This window comes from Modicisalibacter luteus DSM 23508 (assembly GCF_000378505.1).
GTDB lineage: Bacteria > Pseudomonadota > Gammaproteobacteria > Pseudomonadales > Halomonadaceae > Modicisalibacter > Modicisalibacter luteus.
Map to the genome: position 1 here is coordinate 80930 of NZ_KB899997.1, position 25581 is coordinate 106510.

At 63.3% G+C, this 25581-nt stretch carries 16 protein-coding genes; 5 read left to right on the forward strand and 11 right to left on the reverse strand.

Annotation, left to right across the window (positions count from 1 at the left end; genetic code table 11):
- Positions 1-202: 202 nt before the first annotated feature.
- The 5 genes from recD to F568_RS0114090 form a co-directional block, all read right to left on the reverse strand.
- Positions 203-2437: an exodeoxyribonuclease V subunit alpha gene (gene recD, locus F568_RS0114070; RefSeq protein WP_019019384.1), complete on the reverse strand. Its 2235-nt coding sequence runs from the start codon at positions 2435-2437 to the stop codon at positions 203-205.
- Positions 2434-6189 carry an exodeoxyribonuclease V subunit beta gene (recB, locus tag F568_RS0114075; RefSeq protein WP_019019385.1) on the reverse strand — a complete coding sequence of 1252 codons (3756 nt, stop codon included), beginning with the start codon at positions 6187-6189 and terminating at the stop codon, positions 2434-2436. The genes recD and recB overlap by 4 nt, the downstream gene beginning before the upstream one ends.
- Positions 6186-9770: an exodeoxyribonuclease V subunit gamma gene (gene recC, locus F568_RS0114080; protein WP_019019386.1), complete on the reverse strand. Its 3585-nt coding sequence runs from the start codon at positions 9768-9770 to the stop codon at positions 6186-6188. The genes recB and recC overlap by 4 nt, the downstream gene beginning before the upstream one ends.
- Before the next feature lie 137 nt (positions 9771-9907).
- The gene (locus tag F568_RS0114085) at positions 9908-10666 is read right to left on the reverse strand and encodes a sporulation protein (RefSeq protein WP_019019387.1); all 759 of its coding nucleotides are present in this window, start codon (positions 10664-10666) and stop codon (positions 9908-9910) included.
- 59 nt (positions 10667-10725) lie between these two features.
- Entirely contained in the window at positions 10726-12051 is a 1326-nt protein-coding gene (locus tag F568_RS0114090; protein WP_019019388.1) for a DUF2254 domain-containing protein, read from the reverse strand.
- Between the two features lie 241 nt (positions 12052-12292).
- Between F568_RS0114090 and F568_RS0114095 the strand changes: the two genes are divergently transcribed.
- Positions 12293-13441, forward strand: coding sequence for an ADP-ribosylglycohydrolase family protein (locus F568_RS0114095; RefSeq protein WP_019019389.1), 1149 nt, complete (start codon positions 12293-12295; stop codon positions 13439-13441).
- Between the two features lie 93 nt (positions 13442-13534).
- Positions 13535-15010 carry a protein adenylyltransferase SelO gene (locus tag F568_RS0114100; protein WP_019019390.1) on the forward strand — a complete coding sequence of 492 codons (1476 nt, stop codon included), beginning with the start codon at positions 13535-13537 and terminating at the stop codon, positions 15008-15010.
- 2 nt (positions 15011-15012) lie between these two features.
- On the opposite strand, the gene F568_RS0114105 is transcribed toward F568_RS0114100, so the two are convergent.
- A complete protein-coding gene (locus tag F568_RS0114105; protein WP_019019391.1) occupies positions 15013-15963 on the reverse strand; it encodes a LysR family transcriptional regulator in 951 nt (316 codons plus the stop codon).
- A 153-nt stretch (positions 15964-16116) separates the two neighbouring features.
- Between F568_RS0114105 and F568_RS0114110 the strand changes: the two genes are divergently transcribed.
- Positions 16117-17616: a CoA-acylating methylmalonate-semialdehyde dehydrogenase gene (locus F568_RS0114110; protein ID WP_019019392.1), complete on the forward strand. Its 1500-nt coding sequence runs from the start codon at positions 16117-16119 to the stop codon at positions 17614-17616.
- 172 nt (positions 17617-17788) lie between these two features.
- On the forward strand, positions 17789-18298 hold the full coding sequence (locus F568_RS0114115; RefSeq protein ID WP_019019393.1) for a sterol desaturase family protein: 510 nt from the start codon (positions 17789-17791) through the stop codon (positions 18296-18298).
- Here the strand turns inward: F568_RS0114115 and crtB are convergent.
- From crtB to fni, 5 genes are read right to left on the reverse strand one after another with little or no spacing between them, the layout of a single operon-like run.
- Positions 18295-19239, reverse strand: a complete 945-nt coding sequence (crtB, locus tag F568_RS0114120; RefSeq protein ID WP_019019394.1) for a 15-cis-phytoene synthase CrtB — start codon at positions 19237-19239, stop codon at positions 18295-18297. The two genes, F568_RS0114115 and crtB, sit on opposite strands and share 4 nt — an antisense overlap.
- A complete protein-coding gene (locus F568_RS0114125; protein WP_019019395.1) occupies positions 19236-20726 on the reverse strand; it encodes a phytoene desaturase in 1491 nt (496 codons plus the stop codon). Before F568_RS0114125 ends, crtB begins: the two co-directional genes overlap by 4 nt.
- Entirely contained in the window at positions 20723-21913 is a 1191-nt protein-coding gene (gene crtY, locus F568_RS0114130) for a lycopene beta-cyclase CrtY (protein WP_019019396.1), read from the reverse strand. Before crtY ends, F568_RS0114125 begins: the two co-directional genes overlap by 4 nt.
- Positions 21910-23208 carry a glycosyltransferase gene (locus tag F568_RS0114135; RefSeq protein WP_019019397.1) on the reverse strand — a complete coding sequence of 433 codons (1299 nt, stop codon included), beginning with the start codon at positions 23206-23208 and terminating at the stop codon, positions 21910-21912. The genes crtY and F568_RS0114135 overlap by 4 nt, the downstream gene beginning before the upstream one ends.
- Positions 23201-24262 carry a type 2 isopentenyl-diphosphate Delta-isomerase gene (gene fni / locus F568_RS0114140; protein ID WP_019019398.1) on the reverse strand — a complete coding sequence of 354 codons (1062 nt, stop codon included), beginning with the start codon at positions 24260-24262 and terminating at the stop codon, positions 23201-23203. Before fni ends, F568_RS0114135 begins: the two co-directional genes overlap by 8 nt.
- Before the next feature lie 212 nt (positions 24263-24474).
- Here fni and F568_RS0114145 point away from each other — a divergent pair, with 212 nt between their 5' ends.
- Positions 24475-25389 (forward strand): polyprenyl synthetase family protein, encoded by a 915-nt coding sequence (locus tag F568_RS0114145; protein ID WP_169338676.1) that lies wholly within the window; start codon positions 24475-24477, stop codon positions 25387-25389.
- Positions 25390-25581: the final 192 nt, after the last annotated feature.

Below are 25581 nucleotides of genomic sequence, written 5' to 3' on the forward strand. Positions count from 1 at the left end.
ATGCTGAACGATGACTGGACCGTAATCACCAAGGATCCTCCTTGTGAGCGCAGTGGGAGCATAGGGTCGCGGTCACCAGTGACGGGTTCGAGGTTCTGGCTCCCTGGCATGATCATTCCGAGGACTATCCAGCCATCCTCTGAAAGCAGCGTTGATCATGGTATTGAATGGCAGCTTTGGTTACTAAGCTGCCTTGATTGCTTTACGCTAACCCACTCACCCGCGTCACTTCCCTCAGCACCGCCTCATCCAGTATCCCGCGCCCGCTTTCCGCTAATGTGAACCAGTTCTTGGCACGCGTAACACCCGTGTAGATCAATTCTCTAGTCAGGATGGGGTTGGGTGCGTCGGGCAGCACCAGCGCGGTGTGGGTGAATTCCGAGCCCTGGGACTTGTGCACGGTCATGGCGAAGACGGTCTCCACCGCCTGCAGGCGGCTGGGTAGTACCCATTTGATGCGTCCGCTGCCGTCGTTGCTGGGGAAGGCGGCGCGCAGCATCGTCTTGCCGGGTTGGCCGGGCAGCGGCAGCGCGAGGGTGATGCCGATGTCGCCGTTCATCAGTCCCAGGCTGTAGTCGTTGCGGGTGACGAGCACCGGGCGGCCGAGGTACCAACCGCGTTCGAGTTCGGCGTCGCTGGCGTGGATCAGCCCTTGGCGGCGCAGGGCGCGGGCAATGCGCGGGTTCAGGCCTTCCACGCCCCACGGGCCCTTGCGCAGCGCGCACAGCAACTGGAAGCGGCCATAGGCATCGATCACCGCGCGTGCCCAGGCATCGAAGGCCTCGCGGTCATGGTCCAGGTCGGCATCGGCGGGTGGGCGTTGCTTGGTCAACACTTCCAGGTAATGCCGGTAGCCAGTGGGCGGGGGCAGTTCGCCGTCACGCCCGATACGGCCACGGCCCTTATCGAGAAAGCCGCCGGGGTTGCCGTCGACCACCAGCCGGTCCAGCGCCGGGTCGTCGCTGTCGCTCAGGCGCAGGTGGGCAATGTCCGCATAGCCCTGCTGGAAGACCTGACGCACCGCGCGGCGTTTGTCCTTGGGTTGGTGATCGCTCGCCAGCGGGCGGTTCACGGCCTGGGCCAACTGGCCGATGCCGCTGCTGGCATCGAAGCGATGACTCACCCGCAGCATGGCGATGGCCTGATCCAAGGCCTGACCATGATCGCTCATGTAATGCTCGGGTAGTGTGGCGCCGGCAACCTGGGCCAGCCAGTCGCAGGTCGCCGGGGTGTAATAAGCGGCCTCGGCACGCTGGCAAAGGTCGCCGAGCACGGCGCCGGCCTCCACCGAGGCGAGCTGGTCCTTGTCGCCGAGCAGCACCAGCCGCGCCCGCGGTGGCAGGGCGCCGAGCAGGGCGGCCATCATTTCGATGTCCACCATCGAGGCTTCATCGACCACCAGCACATCGAGAGTCAGGCGGTTGTTGGGGTTATAACGAAAGTGGCGTGTATCGGGGCGTGAGCCCAGCAGGCGGTGCAGCGTGGTGACTTCCGTCGGTATCGCTTCGCGCAGCGTGTGGATATCCACGCCGCCAGCGCAGGTCGCCGAGGCGAGTTCCAGCAGGGAAAGCCCTTCGACCTGTTTGGCGATGGACTCGTTGAGGCGCGCGGCGGCTTTGCCGGTGGGCGCGGCCAGACGGATGCGCAGGGGGCGGTCACCGGTCTGGCCGAGCTGCAATGCCTGGAGCAGGGCGAGCAGACGCACCACGGTGGTGGTCTTGCCGGTGCCGGGGCCGCCGGTGATCACCGAGAAGCGCGATCGAGCAGCCAGCGCACAGGCAAGCTTCTGCCAGTCGAGTTGGGCGTCGTCATGTGCCTCGGTGGCGGTGGCCTCGCCGAACAGCGCATCGAGGGACTGCTTCAGGGTGTCGGTCGGCGGCGTGGGCAGGTCGTGGATCAGCCGACCGTGCAGGGCGTGGCGAATATCCTGCTCATATTTCCAGTAGCGACGCAGGTAAATGCGCGTGCTGCCGGACGTGTCGAGACGCACCAGCGGCGTATTGCCGGAACGCGTCTGATCGCCGTGGCTGACCAGCGTCGGGTTGGCGAGGGCTTCGCGCCATGTCTCTAGATGCAGCCCGTCGAGAATTTCGCTGGGCAGCGGCGGCGGGTCGCTAAGATCGTCGCCTTCCGGCGGTAGGGACAATGCCAGGTTGGGAGCGGCCAGGGTCTGGGCGAGATCCAGGCATACGTGCCCGCGACCGAGCTGATGGCTGGCCAGGGCGGCGGCGAGCAACAACAGTGGGTGGCCGTCGCCGACCTCGCGGTGCAGGAATACCGCCAGCGCGCGATCCAGCGGACGCAGCCAGCCGCGGTCCACCCAGCGCTGCAGCAGGGCCATCAATGCATCGTGGTCGTGCCAGGCGGCATGGGAGACCTCGCGGGACGGAGTGTCCGCCTCGGGATTGAGATCGGCGAATAGGTCGAGTTCCTTCATGCCGGCGTCTCCATGGCCTGGGTGTCGGTAGCGTTGACGGTGGCGAGGGGCTCGCCGCGGAACAGCGCGTCCATGGCCTCGATCAGTTCGCGAGGGGGGCGCTCGGCGTGTACGCCGCGGCTGGCGGCATGAGTGCCCCGTAGAAACACCGTCAGTGAACCGCCGATGTGTCGGTCATAGTCGTATCCCTTCAGGCGCGCCTTGAGCAGGCGGTGCAGGGCGAGCAGATACAACGCGTACTGCAGGTCGTAGCGCTTCTCGGCAACGGCGGCGCGCATCGCTTCAGGCGTGTAGGCGCTGTCGTCCAGGCCCAGATGGTTGGATTTCCAGTCGGCCACGTAATAACGGCCCTGATGTTCGAAGACTAGGTCGATGAAGCCCTTGAGCATGCCGTTGAGCTGGTCGCGCTCGGCGCGGGGGCGCGGCATGCCGTGCAGGGTGTAGCGGCGTACCAGCGCGTCGAGGGTGGGCGCCTCGACCTGGTTGGCCGCGAACCAGAATTCCATCTCGACCTGATAGGCGCTCAGGTCTTCCAGGCGCACCTCGGCGGTTTCCGGCCCGATGCCGGGCAGCGGTAGGGGGCGGCTCAGCAGGTCGGCCAGCCAGTCGTCCAGCGTCGGTAGCCACTGGGTCCAGCCGCGCAGGTTGCAGCGCCGCGCTAGGGTGTCTTCGCGCTGGTTGGGGTGAGCGTTCACTAGCGCAAAGCCCTGCTGTCCCGCCCACTCCAGAATGCCGTGCAAAAACGTACCGGGGCCAGGGCCACGGGGGAAGCGGTGCAGGCTAGGCACCGGCTGGTCGGGGTTGGCGTTGTCACGGGGTTCGGTCATCACCTCGAAGGCGGTGGCCTCGACGGCAGTGGCCGGTTCGAACGGCGTTGACTCGGTGATCGGCTCGGCAACGGGCTCGAAGGTCGTCTCGGGCGCGATGGCCGGAGCCTCGCCGGAGAAGCGCAGCGCCGAGTAGCTGGCTATCCACCAGTGCTCGCGGGCGCTGCGCAGCGGCTGGCGCGCCTCGCCGAGCTTGGGCTGGTCGTCGTCCAGCGTGATGACTTGACGGGTGGGCTGTGGCGCAGGGCTGAGCACAATGGATTCACAGCGGCCCTTGAGCGTGGCCAGCATGTTACCGAAGTTGGATGGCGCCACCGCTTCACCGTTGGCCAGCAGTTGGCCTATGGCGCAGCCCTCCATGCCTTTGAGCGGCGCCATGCCCAGCCAGGTGGCGTGGCGGGCGCGGGTCAGCGCGACGTAGAGCTTGCGCAGATCTTCACCGAGGCGCTCGCGGTCGGCGCGCTCAAGGATGGTGTCGTCGGCTTCCAGGCTGATCTGCAGTTTGCCGTCGTCGTCATGCCAGCGCAGCGGAGAGTCATCCTTCTTGGTGGGGCGATGTCCACAGATGAAGGGCAGGAACACCAGCGGATACTCCAGTCCCTTCGACTTGTGGATGGTGATCACCTGGACCAGATCGGCATCGCTTTCCAAGCGCAGTTTGTGGGCATCACCTTGGCCCTGAGGGTCGGCAATGGCCTCGGCGAGAAAGCGAATCATTGCGTGCTCGCCGTCGAGTTCCTGGCTGGCCTGCTGAAGCAACTCCCCCAAGTGAAGCAAGTCAGTAAGCAAGCGTTCACCATCGCTGGCAGGCCCGTCAACGAGGAGGCGTGCAGGCACGCCGAAGTCGTTCATCACCCGGCGCAGCAGTGGCAGCACACCCTGGGTCTGCCATAGGCGATGGTAGTCACGGAATTGCATGACCCGGGCTTCCCAGGCCAGTTCGTCTTCGTTCAGGGCGTCGAGTTCGGGCAGGCCGAGGCCCAGCGCGGGCGTGGCCAGGGCGGCGCGCAGCTTACGGTCATCGTCGGGCTCGGCGCAGGCACGCAGCCAGGTTTCGACCTGCGGCGCGATGGGCGAGGCAAACACCTTGTCCTTGTCGGAAAGATAGACGCTCTTCACGCCGCGCCGGGCCAGCGCCTGGCGGATGGCGCGGGCCTCGCCCAGGCCATTGACCAGCACCGCCATGTCGGAGGGCTTGAGCGCCTTGAAGTCATCATCGCTACTGAACCCGGCACGCCCCTGCTGGCCGTGTTCCAGCAATTCGACCATGGCGCTGGCGCAGCGCTCGGCCATCTCGGTGTGATAGGTGCCCTTGGCCAACGGCTCGTCGCTTTCCAGTTGCCACAGGGTCATGGCCGGTAGCGTCTGGCCGTTCAGCGTGAGTGAGTCCTTGCGTCCCTTGGCGGCGACTTCGTTGAAGGGTACCGGGTTGCCGCCATCCTTGCCCTTGAACAGGAAAGCACCGGGCGGGTGCTGCTCGGCATGCGCAAAGCAGCGATTGACCGCCTCGACCATCGTCGTGCAGGAGCGGAAATTGGTACCCAGCGTGACATGGCGGCCAGCGGTGTCGCGGCGTGCCTGCAGGTAGGTGTGAATGTCAGCGCCACGGAAGGCGTAGATCGCTTGCTTGGGATCGCCGATCAGGAACACGCCGGTATCGCGGCGGTTCTCGCTGATGCGGTAGACGCAATCGAAGATGCGGTACTGCACCGGATCGGTATCCTGAAATTCGTCGATCAACGCGACCGGGAACTGGCGGCGGATCTGCGCACCCAGTGCTTCGCAGTTGCCACCGGCCAAGGCGCGGTCGAGATGGGTCAGCAACTCGTTGGGACCCATCTCGGCACGGCGTAGCTGCTCGCGCTCCAGGCGTGTGCGGCACCAGTGTACGGCATGGAGCAATAGCGTAGCGCGCGGCTCGGGTAGGGCATCGAGCTCGGCCTGCAACTCGGCGATAGCATTGAGGGCGGGATGATCCGGTGGCTCACCCTTGAGCCAGATCTCGGCCATGCCTTCCGGGGTTAGGCGCTTCCAGGCGGCGGGGGTCAGCTCAGGCCGCACGGCGTCGCTCTGGCACCAGTCGCGCAGTGCGCCCAGCCAGTTGGCGCGGCTGCGGGCATTGAAGCTCTGGCCCTTGAAGGCCTTGCGCTTGGCGGCATCCTCGAACAGAGCCTCGCACTCATCCACCCATTGTGGCCAGGGCGCCTTGAGCTCGGCGAGACGCTGAACGGTGGCCTCACGGGCCTCGGCCAGCGCCTCGTCGGGCGGCGGTGCACCGTCGGGCAGGGCGTCGCATTCCGGCAGCAGCCGGCAGATGTGCTCGTACAGCGTGTCGGGGGACTGCCAATAGCGCATGACCGCGGGCAACTCGTCGACGCTCATCGGATAGTAGAAGCTGCGCCAGTAATCGCGTACCACTTCGCTGATCAGCTCGCTCTGGTCGGTCTCCAGGTTGAGCGAGAACAGACTGCCACTGTCGAAAGCGTGCTCGCGCAGCATGCGATAGCACCAGCTGTGAATGGTTGACACCGCAGCCTCGTCCATCCATTCGGCGGCCAGCTGCAGGCGCCGTGCGCAGGCTGGCCAGGTAGCCTCATCGTATTCGTCGCGGAGCTGGAGCAGCAGCGCATCGCCTTCGGCATTATCTCTTGGCTGTAGAAAGACGTTGGCGGCTTCGACCAGTCGATGACGGATACGCTCGCGCAGCTCCTGGGTGGCCGCGTTGGTGAAGGTCACCACCAGGATTTCCGGGGGCGTCAGTGGCCGGGCGAAGGCAGCGGGATCGTCATCGCGGCGCGCGCCGAGCACCAGACGCACGTAAAGTAAAGCGATGGTGAAGGTCTTGCCGGTGCCGGCGCTGGCTTCGATGAGCCGGCTGCCATGCAGCGGAAACTCCAAGGGATTGAGCTGGGTGACGTCGCTCATTTTCCGCCTCCCTTCACGGCGTGGTACACGGGGGCCAGCAAGCGCTCGCTCAGCGTGGCGAAGGCGTAGGGCGTGCCGAGGTGTGTCTGGTAGAGCGCGGCGAAGTTCGCCCAGCGGTGGGCCAGGTACGGATCGCGGCCAACCTCACCGGCAACGAAGTCGTCGCCCTGATAGGTGCTGACGGCGGCTTTCCAGGCGTCGCTGTCGGGCGTGCTTTCCGGGGTGCCTTCCTTGCCCAGCCAAGCGAAGGCGGTGCCCGTAGCCAGGGGTAGGGGCGAGCGCATGCCGACCTGCCAGGCATAGATCAAGGTCCGCAAGTGATCGCGGGCCACGTCGGGGTCAAGCGGTGGCAGCGTGATGTTGCCCGCCTTGGAGAGCAGGCGCGTGGTCATCGGCGCGTCATCGAGATGCCCGGCCAGGTGCGCTACCCAGGGGCGCATCAGATGATGCCAGTTGTAGCGGTTCTTCTTGACCAGGCTGCTGCTGATCAGCAGCAGGCGGCAGCGGTTGCCGTCGTCGTCGCGGCGCAGGTCGCCCAGCCAGTCTTCCAGCAGCGGGCCGCCGGGCGTGGCCAGGCGAACCGGCACTGGCTCGTCGAAGGCGTGGGGCCATTCGTCCAGCGCTTGACGATAGTCGTCGAATAGCGCCTCCATGGGCTCGGCGAGGGATTCGCGCATGCGCTCGCCGAAGGCGCCCATGGCGAGCACGCCCTGGCCCTGCAGGCAGTCGAGCATGTCGTTCAGCGCCGCCTCGCGGGAATAGCCGCTATCCACGGCCTGACGCTGGGCCTGGATCAGCAGGTCCTGCAACTGCCATTGTTCCAGCCCGTCGAGGGCGAAGGGCTCCTGATCGTGGCTGACGATGTCTTCACGCTCCAGGTAGACCTTGAGACGGGTATTGAAGAACGCCTTGGCGGGATTGCGCAGGAAGCTCCCGAGTTGATGCAACGTCAGGGGTGTGTCTTGTTCGAAATCGCCTAATGCGACTGCGCTCGATGCGTCGGCCCGCGTTGTGTTGTCAGGTACTTTGTTGCGATGCACTGCGCGCCACTCGTGGGCATATGTCACCAGTCGGCGCGCAGCCACGTCGCGCGCAGCATACTCCTCGGCGCTGGGGAAATAGGCGCGGCTGAACGGCTGCAGAGGATGGAAGGTGGTCAGCGCGTCGAGCAAGCCTGAGTCATCCGTGGCTCGCCAGCCGGCCGCAAGATGATCGCGCAGCTGGCCGACCAGTACCGAAGGCGGTTTCTCGCTGTTGTCGACGATGCTGCGACCCACCCAACTCACATAGAATTGCTGGCGTGCCGAGAGCAGCGCCTCGAGGAACAGGTAGCGGTCGTCCTCGCGGCGTGAGCGGTCGCCGGGGCGGTAATCACCGTTCATCAGGTCGAAGTCGATGGGCGGGTGGCTACGCGGATAGTCGCCGTCGTTCATGCCCAGCAGGCAGACACGCTGGAAGGGAATGGCGCGCATCGGCATCAGCGTGGCGAAATTGATCGCGCCGGCCATGAAGCGCTGCGATAGGGTCTGCTCGTCGATCTGGTTCAGCCAATGCTCACGCACGATGGACAGTGGCAGTTCACGAGTCAGTTCGGCTTCGAGTGCGCTTTCCTGCCAAGTTTGCAGGGCCTGTTCGAGCTGGGTGAGCACCAGGCTGTCACGGGGATCCTCGGCGAAGAAGCACGCTTCGAGCAGCGCGCGTAGTCGTGCGCCCCAGCCGATTACATCGGTTTCGCCACGCAGCGCGTGCCACTGGTCTTCGAGGGTTTCCAGCAGGGTTGCCAGCGGCCCGGCCAGCTGTGCTTCCAGCCCGCCGATATCATCGAACGGCTCGATATCCAACCAGGCGCCATCGGCGGCGCTACCCACGGTGTAGCCCAGTAGCAGGCGGCGCAGGCCGAAGGTCCATGTGTTCTGTTCCATGCCGTCGGGCAGATCGAGGCTTCGGCGCTGCAGGCCATGCAGGCCCCAGCGGATGCCGGCGCCGTGAATCCAGCGGCGCAGGGTAGGCAGGTCGTCCTCGGCGATGCCGAAACGCGCTCGCAGCGCAGGCACATCGAGCAGGTCGAGAAAGTCGCTCACCGACAAGCGCAGATCGGGCAGGCGCAGCAGCTTTTCCAGCGCAATCAGTAGCGGCAGGCGATGACGGCTGCCCTGATCCGACAACGTAAAGGGAATATGGCGCGGATCGTCCGTGGGGATCTGCCCGAACACCGCTTGGATGTGCGGGGCGTAGCTGTCAATGTCCGGCACCATGACGATCACGTCGCGCGGGCGCAATGTCGGGTCGGCGCTGAACGCGGCGAGCAGCTGGTCGTGCAGGATCTCGACCTCACGCTGGGCACTATGGGCCACATGGAATACCACCGAGTCGTCGCGGTGGGTGTCTACGGCTGGCCAGCGTTCACGGGTCTCGCGCAGCGGGCGCAGTTCGCGGATATCATCCTGTAACTGGTTTAACAAGCAGCCGTCGCCGTTCGACTCGAACAGGTCGATGCGCAGCGACTCGGCGGCAAACAGTCCTTCGTACTGTTGGGTGTCGTCGTGCTCGTCGAGCAGGCGCAGGTAGTCACGGCCCTGCTTGCCCCACGCCGCCAGCAGCGGCTGGGCGTGCAGGTGTAGATCGGCCTCGCCGTCACCGTCGCCGATCACATCGAGGCGCTCGGGCATGCCGTCCTTGCGCGCCTGGCGGAAGCGCCGGGCACGCAACAGGTCCTTGTGTTCGATAATGTCTGCCCAATAGTGCTGGCAGGGATTGTGCACGCAGAGCACTACCTGGCAACAGCGGGCGATGGCGGCCATCGCCTCGAGGGCTTGCTGGGGCAACGAGGAGATGCCGAATACCATGACCCGGCGCGGCAAACCGGGGGGACGAGTCTCGGGCGTCAGCGCCTGGGCGGCATTGAGAAAGCGCCGGTGGACCATGGCGCGACTGGAGTCGATGCCGTCGGCGCCCACGTCTTCGCGCAAGGCACGCCACAGCTCGGGTTGCCAACGCTGGCCGTCGTCCAGCGGGCGAGCCTCGCCACGCGCGGTAATCAACACGTCCTCGCCGCGACCCCAGGCGTCCAACCAGTCTGCACGGTAGACCTGGTACTGATCGAACAGGTCGGCCAGGCGCTCGGCGAGCTGATGGTGTTTGCGCAGGTCGCCATCGCCGTCCAGGAACTGCTTGAGTGGCGCAAAGACCTCATGCGTCATTAGCTCGGGAAGCAGGCGCAGCAGACGCCAGGTCAGCCGCGACTTGTCGAACGGCGAGGTCGATGGAACCGCGGCAGGGTCATCTTCAACGTGAGTGAGCACGGCACGATAGGCCTGCCACAGGAAGCGTGCCGGCAGGGTGATGTCCAGGGCCGCGGCGATGCCGGAGCCGCCAGTGCCGGTCTCGTTGGTGTCGGCGGCTAGCGCCAGCTTCATCCACTGACTGATGCCGTTGCTTTGTACCAGGATGACTTCGTTTTCCAGCGGCGCCAGCGGGTGGCGCTTCATCCATTCCACCGCCACGCCACGCAGATCCTCCAGGCGATTGCCATGAACGACCATGAAGCCGGGTTGCAGGGCTTCGTCAGTAAACAGTGACATGGCGCTTCCTTGATGCGGGGCGGTCGAACATTCTCCAACCATACCGGACTGGACGGGGAGCGGGAATAAACCATGTCGCGTGCGATGCTTCAAGAGCCGATGGCCAGCGTTGGCGCATCGGCTCCTCTAGGCGGGGCTCAGGACAATACTTGTTCCAGAGCGTGCTGCAGGCTTTGCTGGGTTTCGTTGCCATGTAAGGTCAGGCGATGGAACTGCTCGTCTGTGCCGGTCATCTCAGCGAACATCGAGCCGAAGCCGCGCGCCTTGGTGTCGCGCTGGATAAGCAGGTCGAGCACGCCCTCGCGGGAAGGCAGAAAGGCCAGTTCCGCCTCGTCGAGGTGCGAGAAGCGGCCGCCACGCTCGGGCTTGAACTCGAACTCCTGCACGAAGCCAGTCTGCGGATTCCTCCGCGAGCGGTTCAATGGCGCTTCGGTCATGCGGAAGCCCAAGGCTGCCATGGCATTGAAGATGTTCTCATGAAGCGGGGCGGGCTGGAGGCGCAGGGCGTCCTGATCGCGTGGGTCGATGGCCATGGCGATGTCCGCCCGGGTAGCGACCCAAGTCCGAGGCTGCTGACGCCCCACCGACAACGGCGATAGCAGGGGAATCTCCAGCGTGAAGTCGTGTACCTGGGATTCGCCGGGCTGCACGCTGAGTCGCTCGGTCAGGCTCATTCGTGCCCAGGTATGCGGTATGCGCACCTTCTTGTCGTTGACCTCTTCGATGACCTCGCTGACCAGGTCGAGGCTAAGGCCGTCGATCTCCTGGGCAACTTCGCCACCCTTGATGTGAATCTGGCCGTGTAGTGTCTCGCCTGCACGAACCATATCCGCTTCCAGTCGGGTATCCACCTGAGCACTGCCGATACCGATAGCCGCCATCAACTTGTTAAGCACTTTATTCTCCTTGTCATGAAGTGAAGCCTGTCCTCTTTCATCGTATCGCGTGGGAGCCCCTACTTGAACGGGTCTTTCGACAGGGCGAGGCGATGTGTCCCGCCATCCAGTCGCTCCAGGATGAACTGGCTATCCAGTGGATCGGCAGCCAACTCCGAAAGCGCGTCGACAACTCGCTGAGCGTGCGCCTGGAGGAGATCCCTTTGTCTCATATCGGCGAACAACGACAAGGTTTTCAGGGATTTCAGGAGAGCAAGACAGATGCTTACATCGTCACGCCCATAATGAAGAATGGGGGTGTACAGCTTGTAGAGAAGGCTCTCCAGGGACTCTTCGGGCCACGTAACCCGGTCACGCCCCGTCTCATCCGCTAACGTGTTGCAGGGTTGGAATTTGAGGCGTTCGCAGAGCAGTTCGGTGATCTGATGAAGGCACAGGCGGGCGGTTCCCGGATCGTTGATCCCCGGTGATAGCGCTTTTACGGCTATCTCCATGAGTTGGGTAAGCCCATTGACGTACAAGTCCTGGATGGACTCGCCTTCCACGTACTCCAGATAGCAAACGACGGCTTCGCTCCACTCGTCATCGGGAGGCTGCTCCGACTCTATTTTCAATATCGGAAAACCTCTGACGATGAAGTCGCCCAGAGCGAAGTTGAAATGGATTACACAGTCCGCCGCCTTGGCGAGTTGGGCCAGCTCTTGAAGGTCGGCGCGCTGTATGTAGCCGCTCTGTCGGGCATGGATATAGTGGCACCGGTTGTCGGAAATGTCCCGGTGCCCAACGTAGCACCATTGGTTGTGCCGTTGCCTGGCCTGGAGGCGCTCCATGGAGCGCAGCGCGGACTCATGGAGTTGTTGCGTTATGGCATTGATCTGTACGGATTGAGAGGCGTTATGGATGAAGTAGACGAACAGCGCCAGGCAATTGATCACCATGCCCGCACCGAGGTAGGCCGCCAGCGAACGCCAGACGTCCGGTGTTCTCCCATCCACGGGGACCATCAACAACACCAGGATGTAGAGGATCGTGCCCAGATAGTGGCCAAGCACTTGCTGGTGGCGGCGCTCCGTGACCAACCCAAAGACTAACTTGTGAGAAAAGTTGCCTCCGGCCTGGGTGAGCACGGACATGACCATGGAGAAGCTGAACACCATCAACGAGATCATGCCCGCGATCAACGTCGCCAGCAGGGTTCGCGCCGTATCGGGGTCATCGAAATTCACGAAATCGAGAAAGCCCGGAAGGATGGAGGAGTCGACGGGCAACAGCACGACAAGCAGTGCCAATGCCAGATAGGCCAGGGTAATCAAGCTGGTCAGGTAGGCGATGCTCTGACGAAAGCTATTCAGGACATGAACAGGCCAGGTTATCAGCTTGATCATCAGGGATACCTTCAACACGGCGTAAGATCAGTGTACAGGACTTCGGTGCAATGCCGAGGAAGGACTGCCCGGTGAATGACGTATCTGGCTCTGCGGGAATGGCGCATCTGGTCATGATGCGCAGGTAATCTGCTCTTGTTCTGGTACCTGAGTGGTAATGTGTCCGAAGGCAGGTGGCGAGCGACACCCATTGTCGTATGCTGGCTCTAGCCTGCTCCATTTCGGGGAGCGGGAGGGGGCGATGATTACGGCACCACGGATCGAACTGACACAGGCTTGTCTGTTTGGCGGGGCGATCGGCAATGCTCTGGGCGCACCGGTCGACTCGCTGGGCTGGGAGCAGATTTGCGCTCGTTTCGGCCCCGACGGGGTTGATGACCTGGTGGGGGGCGATGGGGGGCGGGGGAGCGTGACTGGCGACACCCAGACGATGCTGTTTACCGCTGAAGGTATGCTGCGTGCCTATATACGTATTCAGGAGCGCGACATCTACGACCCGGTCGCTGCCATTCATCATGCCCTGATACGCTGGGCCATTACCCAGGGGATTACGCCGTCACTGAGCCCGATAGACGATGAAATCGGCCTGGTGACCGATGAGCGCTTGCATCAGCGGCGCTCGCCGGATGCGACCAGCCTGGCAGCTCTTGAACAGTCACCCGCCCTTACCTGGCAACCGTACAATAAGGTCAATCACTGCGCTGCCCTGACACGCGCCGCCCCGATCGGCCTGTTCCCGTGGAGCGACTTTTTGCTGCGACACCGCGAACGAGCCTTCTCGGTGGCCAGCGAAACAGCACGTCTCACCCATGGCCATCCCTGCGCCTACCTCAGTGCCGGTGTGTTCGCCTACCTGATCAACGGCCTGCTGGAAAGCGAACAGCCCCTCGAAACGTTGTTGCCCCAGGCCCTGGCCTTCATGGAGAGCGGGGCTTGCATCGACTTCTATATCGCTGACGATGAAGAACGCGCCAGTCTGCCGCGTTGTCAGGCACGGATTCGCTTTCTCCTCGAGGCGGTGCTCGACTTTCATGCTCAAGGCAGTGTGCCTTCGCCGCAAGGCATCGAAATGCTGGGTACCGATCGGAGCGCTCAGGTGTCACTAGCCGTTGCTGTATGGTGTGCCCTGGCCGCCAGGGACTACCGCGAAGGTGCGCTGTGGGCGGTCAATCACGCCGGCGACAGCAAGGGAATCGGCTTGCTTGCCGGCAACCTGCTGGGGCTGAAATTCGGCCTCGGCGGACTGCCACAGGCCTGGCTCGAGGTTATCGAGTTGCGCAAGTGGATGGATGTACTCGGCCACGACCTGCAGTGGTTGCCTCAGGTTTATGTGGGGCATGGATACGGCGAGTATGATGACGAATTGCGCCAACGCTATCCTCCGTCCTGACCGCATTTACTGCCAGCATCTCTGCCTGGCATGACCTACGCTGATCGGGACAGGATGTCATTTGCCATTCGGCTGGAAGCCACTGGAGCTGCGATGTTTTCTGCGTTTACGTTGCACTATGCACGACTTCCGGAGCGCTTCTACGAGCACTTCGACCCCGTTCCCGTGAAGGCACCCGAACTGGTTGCCTTCAACCGTCCCCTGGCCGAGGAACTCGGCTTCGACCTCGACGCCTTCGACACCGATCAGGCCGCGGCCTGGTTCGCCGGCAACACGGTGCCGCCGGGAGCCGAGCCGCTGGCCATGGCCTATGCCGGCCACCAGTTCGGCAATTTCGTGCCACGCCTGGGCGATGGTCGCGCCGTGCTGCTGGGTGAAGTCACCGATCGCCAGGGAAGGCTGCGCGACATTCAGCTCAAGGGAGCCGGGCGCACGCCGTTCTCGCGTGGCGGCGATGGTCGCGCGCCGCTGGGGCCGGTACTGCGTGAGTATCTTGTCAGCGAGGCGATGCACGCCATGGGCATTCCTACCACGCGGGCACTGGCGGCGGTGACCACTGGCGAGCGGGTCGTCCGCCGCACCCCGGAGCCTGGCGGCGTGGTGACGCGCGTGGCGTCGAGCCACATTCGCGTGGGCACCTTCCAGTACTTCGCTGCCCGTGGCGACATTGACGGGGTGCGCACCCTGGCCGATCACGTCATTGATCGTCACTACCCCGAACTGCGCGAGCATCCCGAGGAAGAGCGCTACTTGGCCCTGCTGGAGGCTGTACAGGCGCGCCAGGCTGCACTGGTTGCCCGCTGGATGGGCGTAGGCTTCATCCATGGCGTGATGAATACCGACAACACCGCGATCTCGGGCGAAACCATTGACTTCGGCCCCTGCGCGTTCATGGAAGCCTACGACCCGCGCAAGGTGTTCAGTTCTATCGACGAGGGTGGTCGCTACGCCTATGGCAACCAGCCGGGCATCATTCAGTGGAACCTGGCGCGCTTTGCCGAGACCCTGCTGCCGTTGATCGACACCGAGCAGGAGCGTGCCGTCGAACGGGCCACCAAGGTGATCGAAGCCTACCCTGGCCAGTACGAAGGCGAATGGCTTGCGGTGATGCGCGCCAAGCTTGGGCTGGTTCGAGAAGAGGAAGGCGACGGCGAGCTCGCCGACTCTCTGCTCGAGGCGCTTCACGCCGGGCGTGCCGACTTCACCCTGAGCTTTCGGCAACTGGCCGACGTGGCGGAGTCTACCGAAGGGCGACAGGCACTGTTCGAACTCTTCGAGCGCACCGAACCCCTGGAAACCTGGCTGGAACTGTGGCAGGCCCGGCTGGCGCGTGAGGACGTTGATGCCGCTACCATCGCCACGCGTATGCGGGCGGTCAACCCGCTCTACATTCCCCGCAACCATAAGGTCGAGGAAGCGCTATCGGCGGCTTACCAGGGCGATTTCAGTCCCTTCGAGACGCTGCGCGAAGTGCTGGCCAAGCCCTTCGAGGAGCAGCCCGGCCGTGAGGCGTATACCCTCCCAGCGGAGCCGAGCGAGCAGGTATTCCGGACATTTTGCGGAACTTAAGCTCACTCCGCTCCATCCTGGGGCACTTCTAGTGCCACCGGCTCGCCCAAAAGAAAATCGTGGTTGCGCTCGATCGCGTCACGCAGGAACTCCCACAACAGCCTGACCCGGGCAAGCTGGCGCTGTTCCTGACGTGACACGATCCAGAACTGACGGCGAATCTCGATCTCGCTGCCGAGCAGTTCGATCAGTTCATCGCACCCCGAGGCCATGAAGCAGGGCAGGATCGCCAGGCCGGCACCGTGGCGGGCGGCGCTGAGCTGGGTCGAGACGCTGGTACTGCGCAGGCTGAAATGTGGCGACGAACCAGGATTGGCATCTGCATCGAGTAGCGGGACCAGGTAGTTGAGTTGCTCGCTGAAAATCAGGTCGTCGACGTAGCCGATCAGCCGATGGTGGGGCAGGTCCGCCAGGACCTTGGGGGTGCCGTGACGCTGCAGGTAGCGATGGCTGCCATACAGTCGCAGTGCGTAATTGCACAGCCGTGACACTACCAGGCCGGGGCTGGTAGGCCGGTCCAGTGTGATTGCCAGGTCGGCTTCGTGACGGCTGAGGTTGATCATGCGTGGCAGGGCCAGGAGGTCCACGGTAATGCGGGGGTACCGCTCGCAAAAGGCGGCCAGCAGCGGCGCGATCACCCAGGTGCCGAAACCTTCGGTGACGCCCAGCCGGATCTGGCCGCTGACCTGGTGATTCTGGTCGCCCAGCGTCTCGCGGGCACCGATGGCGTGACGGGCCATTTCCTCGGCGTGGCCGAGTAGGCGCTGGCCGGCATCGGTGAGGCGATAGCCTCGTGTGCTGCGTTCGAACAACTGGGTGTTGAGACGTGTCTCGAAACGCCGAATGCGTCGCGACAGGGTGGAGTGGTCCAGGCCCAGACGACGCGCGGCATCGGTGAGCCGCTCGCAACGCGCCACTTCGAGAAAGATCTGGATGTCCTGCCAATCCAGCATGCCGGTATGCCTTGTGCATGAGTGCACAAGTAATGTGCTGCGGTGCCGGTTGTCTGTCAATTCGACCCCTGACTAGACTCGAAGGATCACTATTGTGGCGTTTCGCGGTGTCATAGCGCATATCCAATAAAGACAACGAACCAGGAGCACCCCATGTCCGTTCGAGAAATTTCCCTGTATATCGATGGCCAGCCCGTACAATCACAGACTCAGGAATGGCGGGACGTGGTCAATCCGGCAACCCAGGAAGTCGTGGCAAGGGTGCCGTTCTGCACCGTTGAAGAAGTCGACCGTGCCGTGGCCAGCGCCAAGGCTGCATTCAAGAGTTGGCGAAAGGTGTCGCTGGCCAAGCGCATGCGCATCATGCTGGCCTTCCAGGCGTTGATTCGTGAACATACCGCCGAGCTTGCAGAACTGATCACCGAGGAGCATGGCAAGACCTTGCCGGATGCCGAAGGCGAGGTGGGGCGTGGGCTGGAGGTAGTCGAACATGCCTGCTCGATTACCACGCTGCAGCTCGGCGAGATTGCCGAGAATGCCGCCAGCGACGTCAATGTCTATTCGTTGAACCAGCCGCTGGGCGTGGGCGCCGGCATCACCGCCTTCAACTTCCCGGTGATGTTGCCGTGCTTCATGTTTCCGTTGGCCATTGCGACAGGCAATACCTTCGTGCTCAAGCCTTCCGAGCAGGATCCATCGTCGACCATGCGGCTGGTTGAACTGGCCCACGAAGCCGGTGTACCCGCCGGGGTACTCAACGTGGTGCATGGCGGCCCGGACGTGGCTAGCCGGCTGTGCGACCATCCTGACATCAAGGCGCTGTCGTTCATCGGCTCGACGCGTATCGGCACCCTGATCCACGAACGGGCTGGTAAGGCGGGCAAGCGCGTACAGGCGATGATGGGCGCCAAGAACCACTGTGTGATCATGCCCGACGCCAACCGCAGCCAGGCCATCAATAATATCCTCGGCTCCGCCTTCGGCGCAGCTGGCCAACGCTGCATGGCCAATTCGGTACTGGTACTGGTCGGCGAGGCTCGCCAATGGCTGGACGAAATCGTCGAGAAGTCCCGGGCGATGAAGGTCGGCCCCGGCACTCAGCGCGACGCCGACCTCGGACCGCTGGTTTCACCAGCCGCGCGTGATCGCGTGGTGCAACTCATCGGCACCGGCGAAGCGGAAGGGGCGACGCTGGCGCTGGATGGACGCAACATTCAGGTGGAAGGTTACCCGGACGGCAATTTCGTCGGCCCGACTATCTTTAGTGATGTAACCGCCGAGATGACCATCTACAAGGAAGAAATCTTCGGCCCGGTATTGTGCGTAGCAGGTGTCGAGACGCTGGACGACGCCATCGAGTTCATCAACGCCAACCCCAACGGCAACGGCACGGCAATCTTCACCAACTCCGGTTGGGCGGCCAAGCGCTTCGAGAGCGACATCGATGTCGGCCAGGTCGGCATCAACGTGCCGATCCCGGTACCGGTGGCTTATTTCAGCTTCACTGGCTCACGCGCCTCCAAGCTCGGCGATCTTGGCCCCAACGGCAAGCAGGCCATCGCCTTCTGGACCCAGACCAAGACCGTCACCGCCCGCTGGTTCGAGCCCGAGAACGTCTCCAGTGGCATCAACAGCACGATCTCGATGGGGTGAGGTGTACCCCTTCTGACGTGCCCCCCTTCCGCCGCCTTCGGGCGGCGGCTTTTATGTATGGGTAAGAATAAAATCTCTACCAGTCTGGCCTGTCGACTCACGCCGGTAACTTGTACAGTAGCGGTACGGCAAAACGTCAGTGTCCTGTCAAGGCACGGGAGACGAGACCACCATGAGTTATATGTTGAACACTCTGATCGTCCTGCTGACAGTGGCCGGCATGGAGGCGTTCGCCTGGTTTGCGCACAAGTACATCATGCATGGTTGGGGGTGGGCATGGCACCGCTCGCACCATGAGCCGCACGATTCGCCTGAGCGCACCGGCTGGTTCGAGAAGAACGACTTGTATGCCGTGGTGTTTGCCGGTGTGGCGATTGCTTTGATCGCCTTGGGTACGGCGGGGCGGTACCCGCTGCAGTGGATCGGTGCCGGCATGACTGCGTACGGTTTTCTGTACTTTCTGGCCCACGACGGCCTGGTGCACCAGCGCTGGCCGTTCCGTTACGTGCCTCGTCGCGGCTACCTGAAGCGGCTCTATCAAGCCCACCGCATGCATCATGCCGTGCAAGGCAAGGATGGCTGCGTCTCTTTCGGTTTCCTGGTCGCGCCCCCGGTGAGTACCCTCAAGCGGCAACTGCGTGAGTTGCACGATGGGCCGTTAAAGCGCGACGAGGACTCCTAGTCTCTAGGCCTCGTCCACAACCCGGCCGGCCTTGGCTCGGGTGTGCCAACCCTGGAGCGAAGCGCCAGGAGCGACCCTCGGGCCAGTAGTCGCAGCTTGTCCGCCCGGCTGGTAGAGGCCCGGGCATCCCACGCCCTGGCACCTTGCGCCTTAACCTTCACGCCGATTTCTCGATAGACGCCGTGCGCGGTGGCGATGGCCCAGGCTGAGCGAGGCGATAGCGCATTGAGCCCGCCCCGGGCGGATTGGTAGTAGGGTTCCGCCAGGTCGACCAGTCGTGCTGCAAGCACCGCCAAGGCGTCGCGATGGTATGGGGTGGCGATCTGGTCGGGCGGGATATTCATTTCGCGCAGCCATTCGGCCGGCAGGTAGCAACGGCCGATACCGGCATCCTCGACGATATCGCGAGCAATGTTGGTCAGTTGGAAGGCCAGACCCAGATCGCAGGCCCGGTCCAGGGTCGGTTCATCACGTACTCCCATCACCATGGCCATCATCACGCCCACCACGCCAGCGACGCGGTAACAGTAGGTCAGCGTATCCTCGAGCGTTTCGTAACGATGACGATGCACATCCATGGCGAAGCCGTCGAGGTGGTCCATGGGGTAGCGTTCGGGAATACGGTGGGTCAGGGCGACCTGCTGGAAGGCAGCGAAGGGCGGGCTATCCATTATTGTCTCGCTGGCGTAGGCGCGGCGCGTCGTTTCGCGTAGCTCGGCCAGGCAGGCCGCGTCGGCGCGCTCGCCTTTGGCCTGCCCGAATCCCAGTTCCTGTCCGTCGATTACGTCGTCGCAGTGTCGACACCAGGCATAGAGCATCACGGCGCTGCGCCGAGTGGCGGGATCGAACAATCGCGAGGCAGTGGCGAAGCTCTTCGAACCGGCCTGGATGGTCTGGGTGGCATGGTGCGCCAGGTCGTTCAGGTGAGTCGTTTCGCTCATGCGCCGAGCTGCTCCAGCATCAGGCTGGCCGTGGCCTTGGCTGAACCAATCACTCCCGGCACACCGGCGCCTGGGTGGGTGCCGGCACCTACCAGATAGAGGTTGTCGATCCTAGCGTCGCGGTTGTGCGGTCGGAACCAGGCGCTCTGGGTGAGTATGGGCTCCAGTGAGAACGCCGAACCCAGATGGGCGTTGAGCTCGTCGCGGAAATCCTCGGGGGTAAAGTGACGGCAGGTGACCAAGTGGTCTCGTAGCCCGGGTATGTAATAACGCTCAAGATACTCGAGAATACGGTCGCGATAGCGTGGCCCTTCGACGGCCCAATCGATGGGCGCCTTGCCCAAGTGCGGCACCGGGGCGAGCACGTAATGCGCGCTGCAGCCGGGCGGCGCCAGTGACGGGTCGGTGACGCACGGCGCATGCAGGTAGAGCGAGAAATCATCGGCCAGCGTTTCGCCATTGAAGATGTCATCGATCAACTCGCGATAGCGTGGCCCGAAGCAGACCGTGTGATGTTCCAGGTTTTCTGGCGGCCTATCGAGGCCGAAGTAGATCACGAACAGCGACATGCTGAAGCGCTTGCGGCCCAGTGACTTGGCCTGGCGTATGCCGCGCGGGTGAGTGCCGAGCAGTTGGTCATAGGTGTGCATGACATCGGCGTTGGAGGCCAGCGCGTCGGCCTGGTAATGGCGACCATCCTCGACAGTAACCCCGCTAATGCGATCATCGGTGACCTCGATGCGCTTGACCGGCGCATTCAGTTCGAGCTCACCGCCCAAATCCTCGAACAGCTGGACCATCCCGCGTACCAGCGCGCCTGTACCGCCACGCGGAAACCATACACCCCACTCGCGCTCCAAGGCATGAATCAGGGTGTAGATCGATGACGTGGCGAACGGATTGCCCCCCACCAGCAGTGAGTGAAATGAGAACGCTTGACGTAAATGCTCGTCCTGAATGAAGTGCGACACCATGCTATAGACGCTACGCCAGGCCTGGAGCCGTGCCAGCTGCGGCCCGGCACGCACCATGTCACGGAACGTTAAAAACGGCACGGCGCCGAGCTTGCGATACCCCTCCTCGAACACGTCGCGGGAATAGGCTAGGAACTGCCGGTAACCCTCGACGTCGGCAGGTCTGCGCTCAGCGATCTGCCGTTCGAGCGCAGCCTGATCGTTGACGTAATCGAAGGCGGGGGCATCCTCCCAGCACAGGCGATAGAACGGCGAGACCGGCAGCAGCTCGACGTAATCTTCCAGCCGCTTGCCGGCGAGGTTGAACAACTCTGCCAGGGCAGAGGGATCGGTAATCACCGTGGGGCCGGCGTCGAAAACGAAGCCCTGATCCTCATAGACGTAGGCACGGCCGCCGGGCTTGTCGCGCTTCTCCAGCAAAGTGGTCTGGTAGCCGCCGGCTTGCAGGCGAATGGCCAAGGCCAGGCCACCGAAGCCGGCACCGATCACCACGGCACGCTTAGGCTGGGTCATGGGCGGTTCCTGTGTTGGTGAAAGACGACTTGCTCGGGGCGGGTCAAACGCACAGCGCGGGCCGCTTCGCCCAGTGGCACTGGTGGCTTGCCGATCACGATGCGAAACTTGTCGGCAGCCGTGAGTCGGCCGGCGTAGAAACGCTCGATGAGTGGCTCCGGCAAGCCGTAAAAACGCTGCATGACACGCCAGCGCTGGTCGCTGCGCCCGGCCAGGAACAACATGCGGTTGAGCAGCCGAAAGTAGCCTTGGCGGCGCCATTCCCGGTGTGCCGTGGCGCGGACGGCAGCGAACAGCGCCGGGGCGCTCAGGTCATCGAGGCTTGCAATATGCTCGGCGAGACGCACGGCATGTGGCAGCGAGTAGCCGGTGGTGGGGTGGAACAGGCCGGCACGCAGCCCACTGCGCGGTTGGCCATGGGCATCGTGCCAGAAGGCATCGATGTTCCCGGCCAGGGTGATCGGCAGCACGCCGCGTTCCTCGCGCAGCACCTCGTGAATTTCCCAGCCGTGGGCCCCGGCATACGTCTGGATGTGCTCACGCAAGGTTGCCTCGTCGATTTCTGGCCCATCGACGTAATGGGTATCTTCGATGAGCAGCGTATCGGTCGTGAAGGGCAACACGTAGACGAAGCGGTAGCCGTTACCCTGGTCGACGCTGGCATCCATCAGGATAGGCTGCTCGAGACCATGCGGACGCGTCAGGCTGACTTCCTGACCGAGAAACGCCTGATAACCCAGTGCCACATGCGGGCTGGCCTCGACACCACGCCCGTCGATCACGGCACCGGCATTTAGAACGCGTCCATCGGCCAGCGTCACCTGGGTGGGGTGCAGTGTGTCGACTGGCGTATCGGTCCATAGGTCATCGTCAAGGGCTATCTCCAGCGCTCGGGCGAAATCCGCCGAGAAAATGCTGGCATAGCCACCATGCAACTGACGCGTGCGCTGCGGGAATACCACTCGATGGCTCGGCCAGCGGCAACCGACCAAGGGCGATAGCCAGGCATGCTGGGCGTCGTCGAGATCGCTATCGTGAAACGACCAAGTGTGATTGCCGCCGGGGCGGGCATCGCGCTCCAGCATCAGCAGGCGAAGCGACGGCCGCTCGCGCTTGAGACGCAGCGCAATCAGGCCATTGGCCAGGCCGCCACCCGCCAGGATCAGATCGTAATGCGGCGTTGTCATATGCAGCCCATCCTCCCGGCCGGCCCACTCTCGGTAAGGACTCGCTCGATGATGTCGGCGGCGGCTGGGGCCCCGCCTGCGGCGTCGACTTCCAATCCCAGGCGATCCAGCGGTGCGATATAACGGCTGCCATTTAACAAGTCATTCAGTTTTCTGGCTAATGCCCGAGAGCTGGCAAATGTCGGTGAAGCGCGTAGGCCGACCCCGGCATGTACGACGCGGGTCGCGACGCCAGGCTGATCGAAGGCGATAGGCAGCACGAGCATCGGCGTGCGAGCCGACAAGGCATCCATTACCGTATTGAGACCACCATGAGTTACCGCGACATCGGCACGAGCCAGGGCGGCGCGCTGTGGTGCGAAGTCGGTAACCCAGGTTGCTCCCTCACGCTCTAGTGAGCGCGCCTGAGCGGCACTCAACCCGCCGCAGTGAGCCAGCAGAAGTTTCGCGTCGAGGCGTCGGCAGGCCCGGGCGATGCGCTTAAACACTCGAAAACGATGCCCTTGCAACGTGCCCAGCGAGGCGAATACCAGCGGCTGGTCTTCCATCACTGGAAAGTCCAGTTCGTCTTGGGGCGAGGCCGGGGCGCGTAGTGGCCCGACATGATGGAAGTGGGCGGGCAAAGCCCGGCGCGGCAACTCGAAGCCTGGCACCGTCTGGCTGATCTGGGCATAGGGCGAGAGGCAGTCGTGGAGTCCGTCGCGGGGCGACAGGCCGAAAGCGTTGGCATTATCGGCGATGACCCGGCGCAGGGGGCGCGTTACGGCATCGTAGACTCGCTCGCTGCCGTCGTACATGCGGCTGAAGCGTAGCCCTTGGCCATATGCCATCGGCATGACCGGTAGGGGAATGCCGGGTTCGCGGTTGACCGGCAAGGCGCAGGCCACCGAGATATAGAGCAGTCCGGCATCCTCGGCAACCAGCCCGCCAGCGGCTTCCATCTGGTCGCAAAGCAGGGCGTCTATCCCAAGAGTCTGCAATGCCTCGGGTACCTCGCGACAGAGCATGTTGGTGGTGCGCGCGAGTTCTGTTATCAACCGACGCAGGCCCTGCGGGCCGCCGGGGTTGGCGGCCAGTCGCAGGGTCCGCTCCAGTGAATAGGGGGGATGGCTGGCGTGCCCGACTGCGTGAAAACCGATGCGTGGCTCGCCTAGCCAGCGCACGGCGTCTGGCTGGCCGATAAACGTCACACGGTGGCCGCGCTCCATCAATGTCACGGCCAAGGCCTGCAGGGCCTGGTAGTGGCTGGGGAAAGGGGGCGCAATGACACCTACATGTCTCGGTTCCTTAGCCATGTAGGCTGCCTGAGGCCGGGTCCTGAAGATCGATCAGTGCGGCGCGACGCAAGGCCTTAAGGTCTGCGCTGCCAGTGCAGAAGCAGGCAATGCGCAACTGGCGGATCACGATATCGAAGTGATCGATCACCGCCTGGGTGGATTGCGTGGCGCTGTGCAGTACTGCTGCCGCCTGGCCGACTATATTGGCGCCGAGTCGGATCGCCTTGGCGGCATCCACGCCATCCCTGATGCCGCCCGAGGCGATCAGTGGCGTGTCGGGCAGGGCCTGGCGCACCGACTGCAGGGCCAGGGCGGTGGGAATGCCCCAGCCAGCGAAGGCCATGGCTATCTTGCGCGAGGTGTCGTCCGAGGAGCGCTCCGCCTCCACGGCAGCCCAGCTGGTGCCGCCGGCCCCAGCCACATCGATCGCGGCCACACCGGCATCGATCAGCGAGCGTGCGACCGAGGCGGAGATGCCGGCCCCAACCTCCTTGATGACAATCGGGACGCCCAGCGCCACAGCCAGGTATTCGATAGCTTCGAGAATGCCCCGCCAGTCTCGGTCACCGTCAGCCTGGACGGCTTCCTGAAGTGGGTTGAGATGGACGATGAGCGCGTCGGCGCCGATCATTTCGACGGCACGGCGAGCCCAGTCTGTGCCTTCCCGCTCGATCAATTGGGCGGCGCCGATATTGCCCAGCAGGGGAATATTCGGCGCAAGCCTGCGCAGGTCGCGGGTCAGTCCATGATCGTTGCCGGACTGAAGCGCCACTCGTTGCGAGCCGATGGCCAGCGCGATGCCAAGGGCTTCGGCAGCCTCGGCCAGATGGTGGTTGATGGCCTTGGCGCGTGCGGCGCCACCGGTCATTGAGCTGATCAGTAATGGCGCACGGAGAGGCTTACCCAGTAGCTGGGTAGACAGATCAATGTCATCCAGATGCAACTGTGGCAAGGCGCAATGCACGAACTGATAACGTGCGAAGCCCGTCTGTCCGGGGCCAAGTGCACGCTGTTCATCCAGTACGATGTCTAGATGATCGTTCTTGCGGTTTACCAGATCGCCATCGGCCATGCGCGTCTCCTGGGCCTGAGGATGACAAATTGCTATTGTTGAGAGTAATACCTAGAGTTATACCTAACTTGTACAAGCAGGGTAATGGAAATCCGGGGTTCGTCAATCGATACCAAACCCACCGTATCTTCAAGATAACAACGTCGCGCCGGGGTGCATAACGGGAGTGTCTCTAGATGGGCTCAATAACACATAGACCCGAAGACGTTAACGTGGCCGCGAGCGAATTTTCCCATCTTCGCTGCCAGATCGATGCACGCCTGGAACAACTACTGCCGAGGCAGGCAGACGATCCCGTGACTCTGGCGATGCGCGATTGCCTGCTATCCGGTGGCAAGCGCGTGCGCCCCTGTCTGTTGATTCTCACCGCAAGGGGGCTGGGAAACGACTCGCCGCCTCTGCTTGACCTGGGGTGTGCCGTGGAGATGATCCACAGCGCCTCGCTGATTCTCGACGATCTACCCTGCATGGATGACGCCAGCCTGCGTCGGGGGCGGCCGACAACCCATCGTCAGTACGGTGAGGACATTGCCATGCTCTCGATGGTGGCGCTATTGAGTCGTGCGTTCGGCCTGGTGTCGGAAGCGTCCGGTCTCGCTCCTGAAATATGTACGCAGATGGTGACCCAGCTTTCCCGGGCGGTCGGTGATCAGGGCCTGGTCAGGGGGCAGTATCAGGACCTGCATGCATCCCAGCAGTTGCGCAGCGTGAATGACGTATCCACGACGAACACGCTCAAGACAGGCGTGTTGTTCCAGGCAACCCTGGCCTTGGCGGGGCTCGCCGCCGGCGCGAACGAACTCACCGCGTCACGTCTGAAGTGTTTTGCCCTGGCATTCGGTCAGGCGTACCAGCTTTACGACGATCTCACCGATGGATTGGCGGTGAACGGCAAGGATGTCGATCAGGATAATGGCAAGACGACGCTTGTCGCCCTGCTCGGCGAGGAGGAAGTGCGCCAGCGGTTGGCGGGACACCTGGCCAAGGCAGACCGGCACTTGACTGCAGTTTTCGGTGCCGATTCGTCGCTTGGCCGGTTCATGCATGGCCTGTTCTCCCGCTTCGACCATGAGCACGGGGGGCTACTTTCCCAGAGGGCGAGCGCTTTTCCCTTGTCTCGGCATTAGTGCCTGGCTATCCGACTCCTGATTCCCGTGAGGCGTAGCGCTTTACACAGGGTGCCTTGCGGTCGATCATATCGTTACCCGAGCTCCTCGGGGCCACAATTCATCTCATTCACTGTCGCCAGGGGTGTCCTGCCAACCGGTAGGGCTGAGATTGTCCTGTTGAGCTTGAAGCGATCGAACGACGGCCAGGCA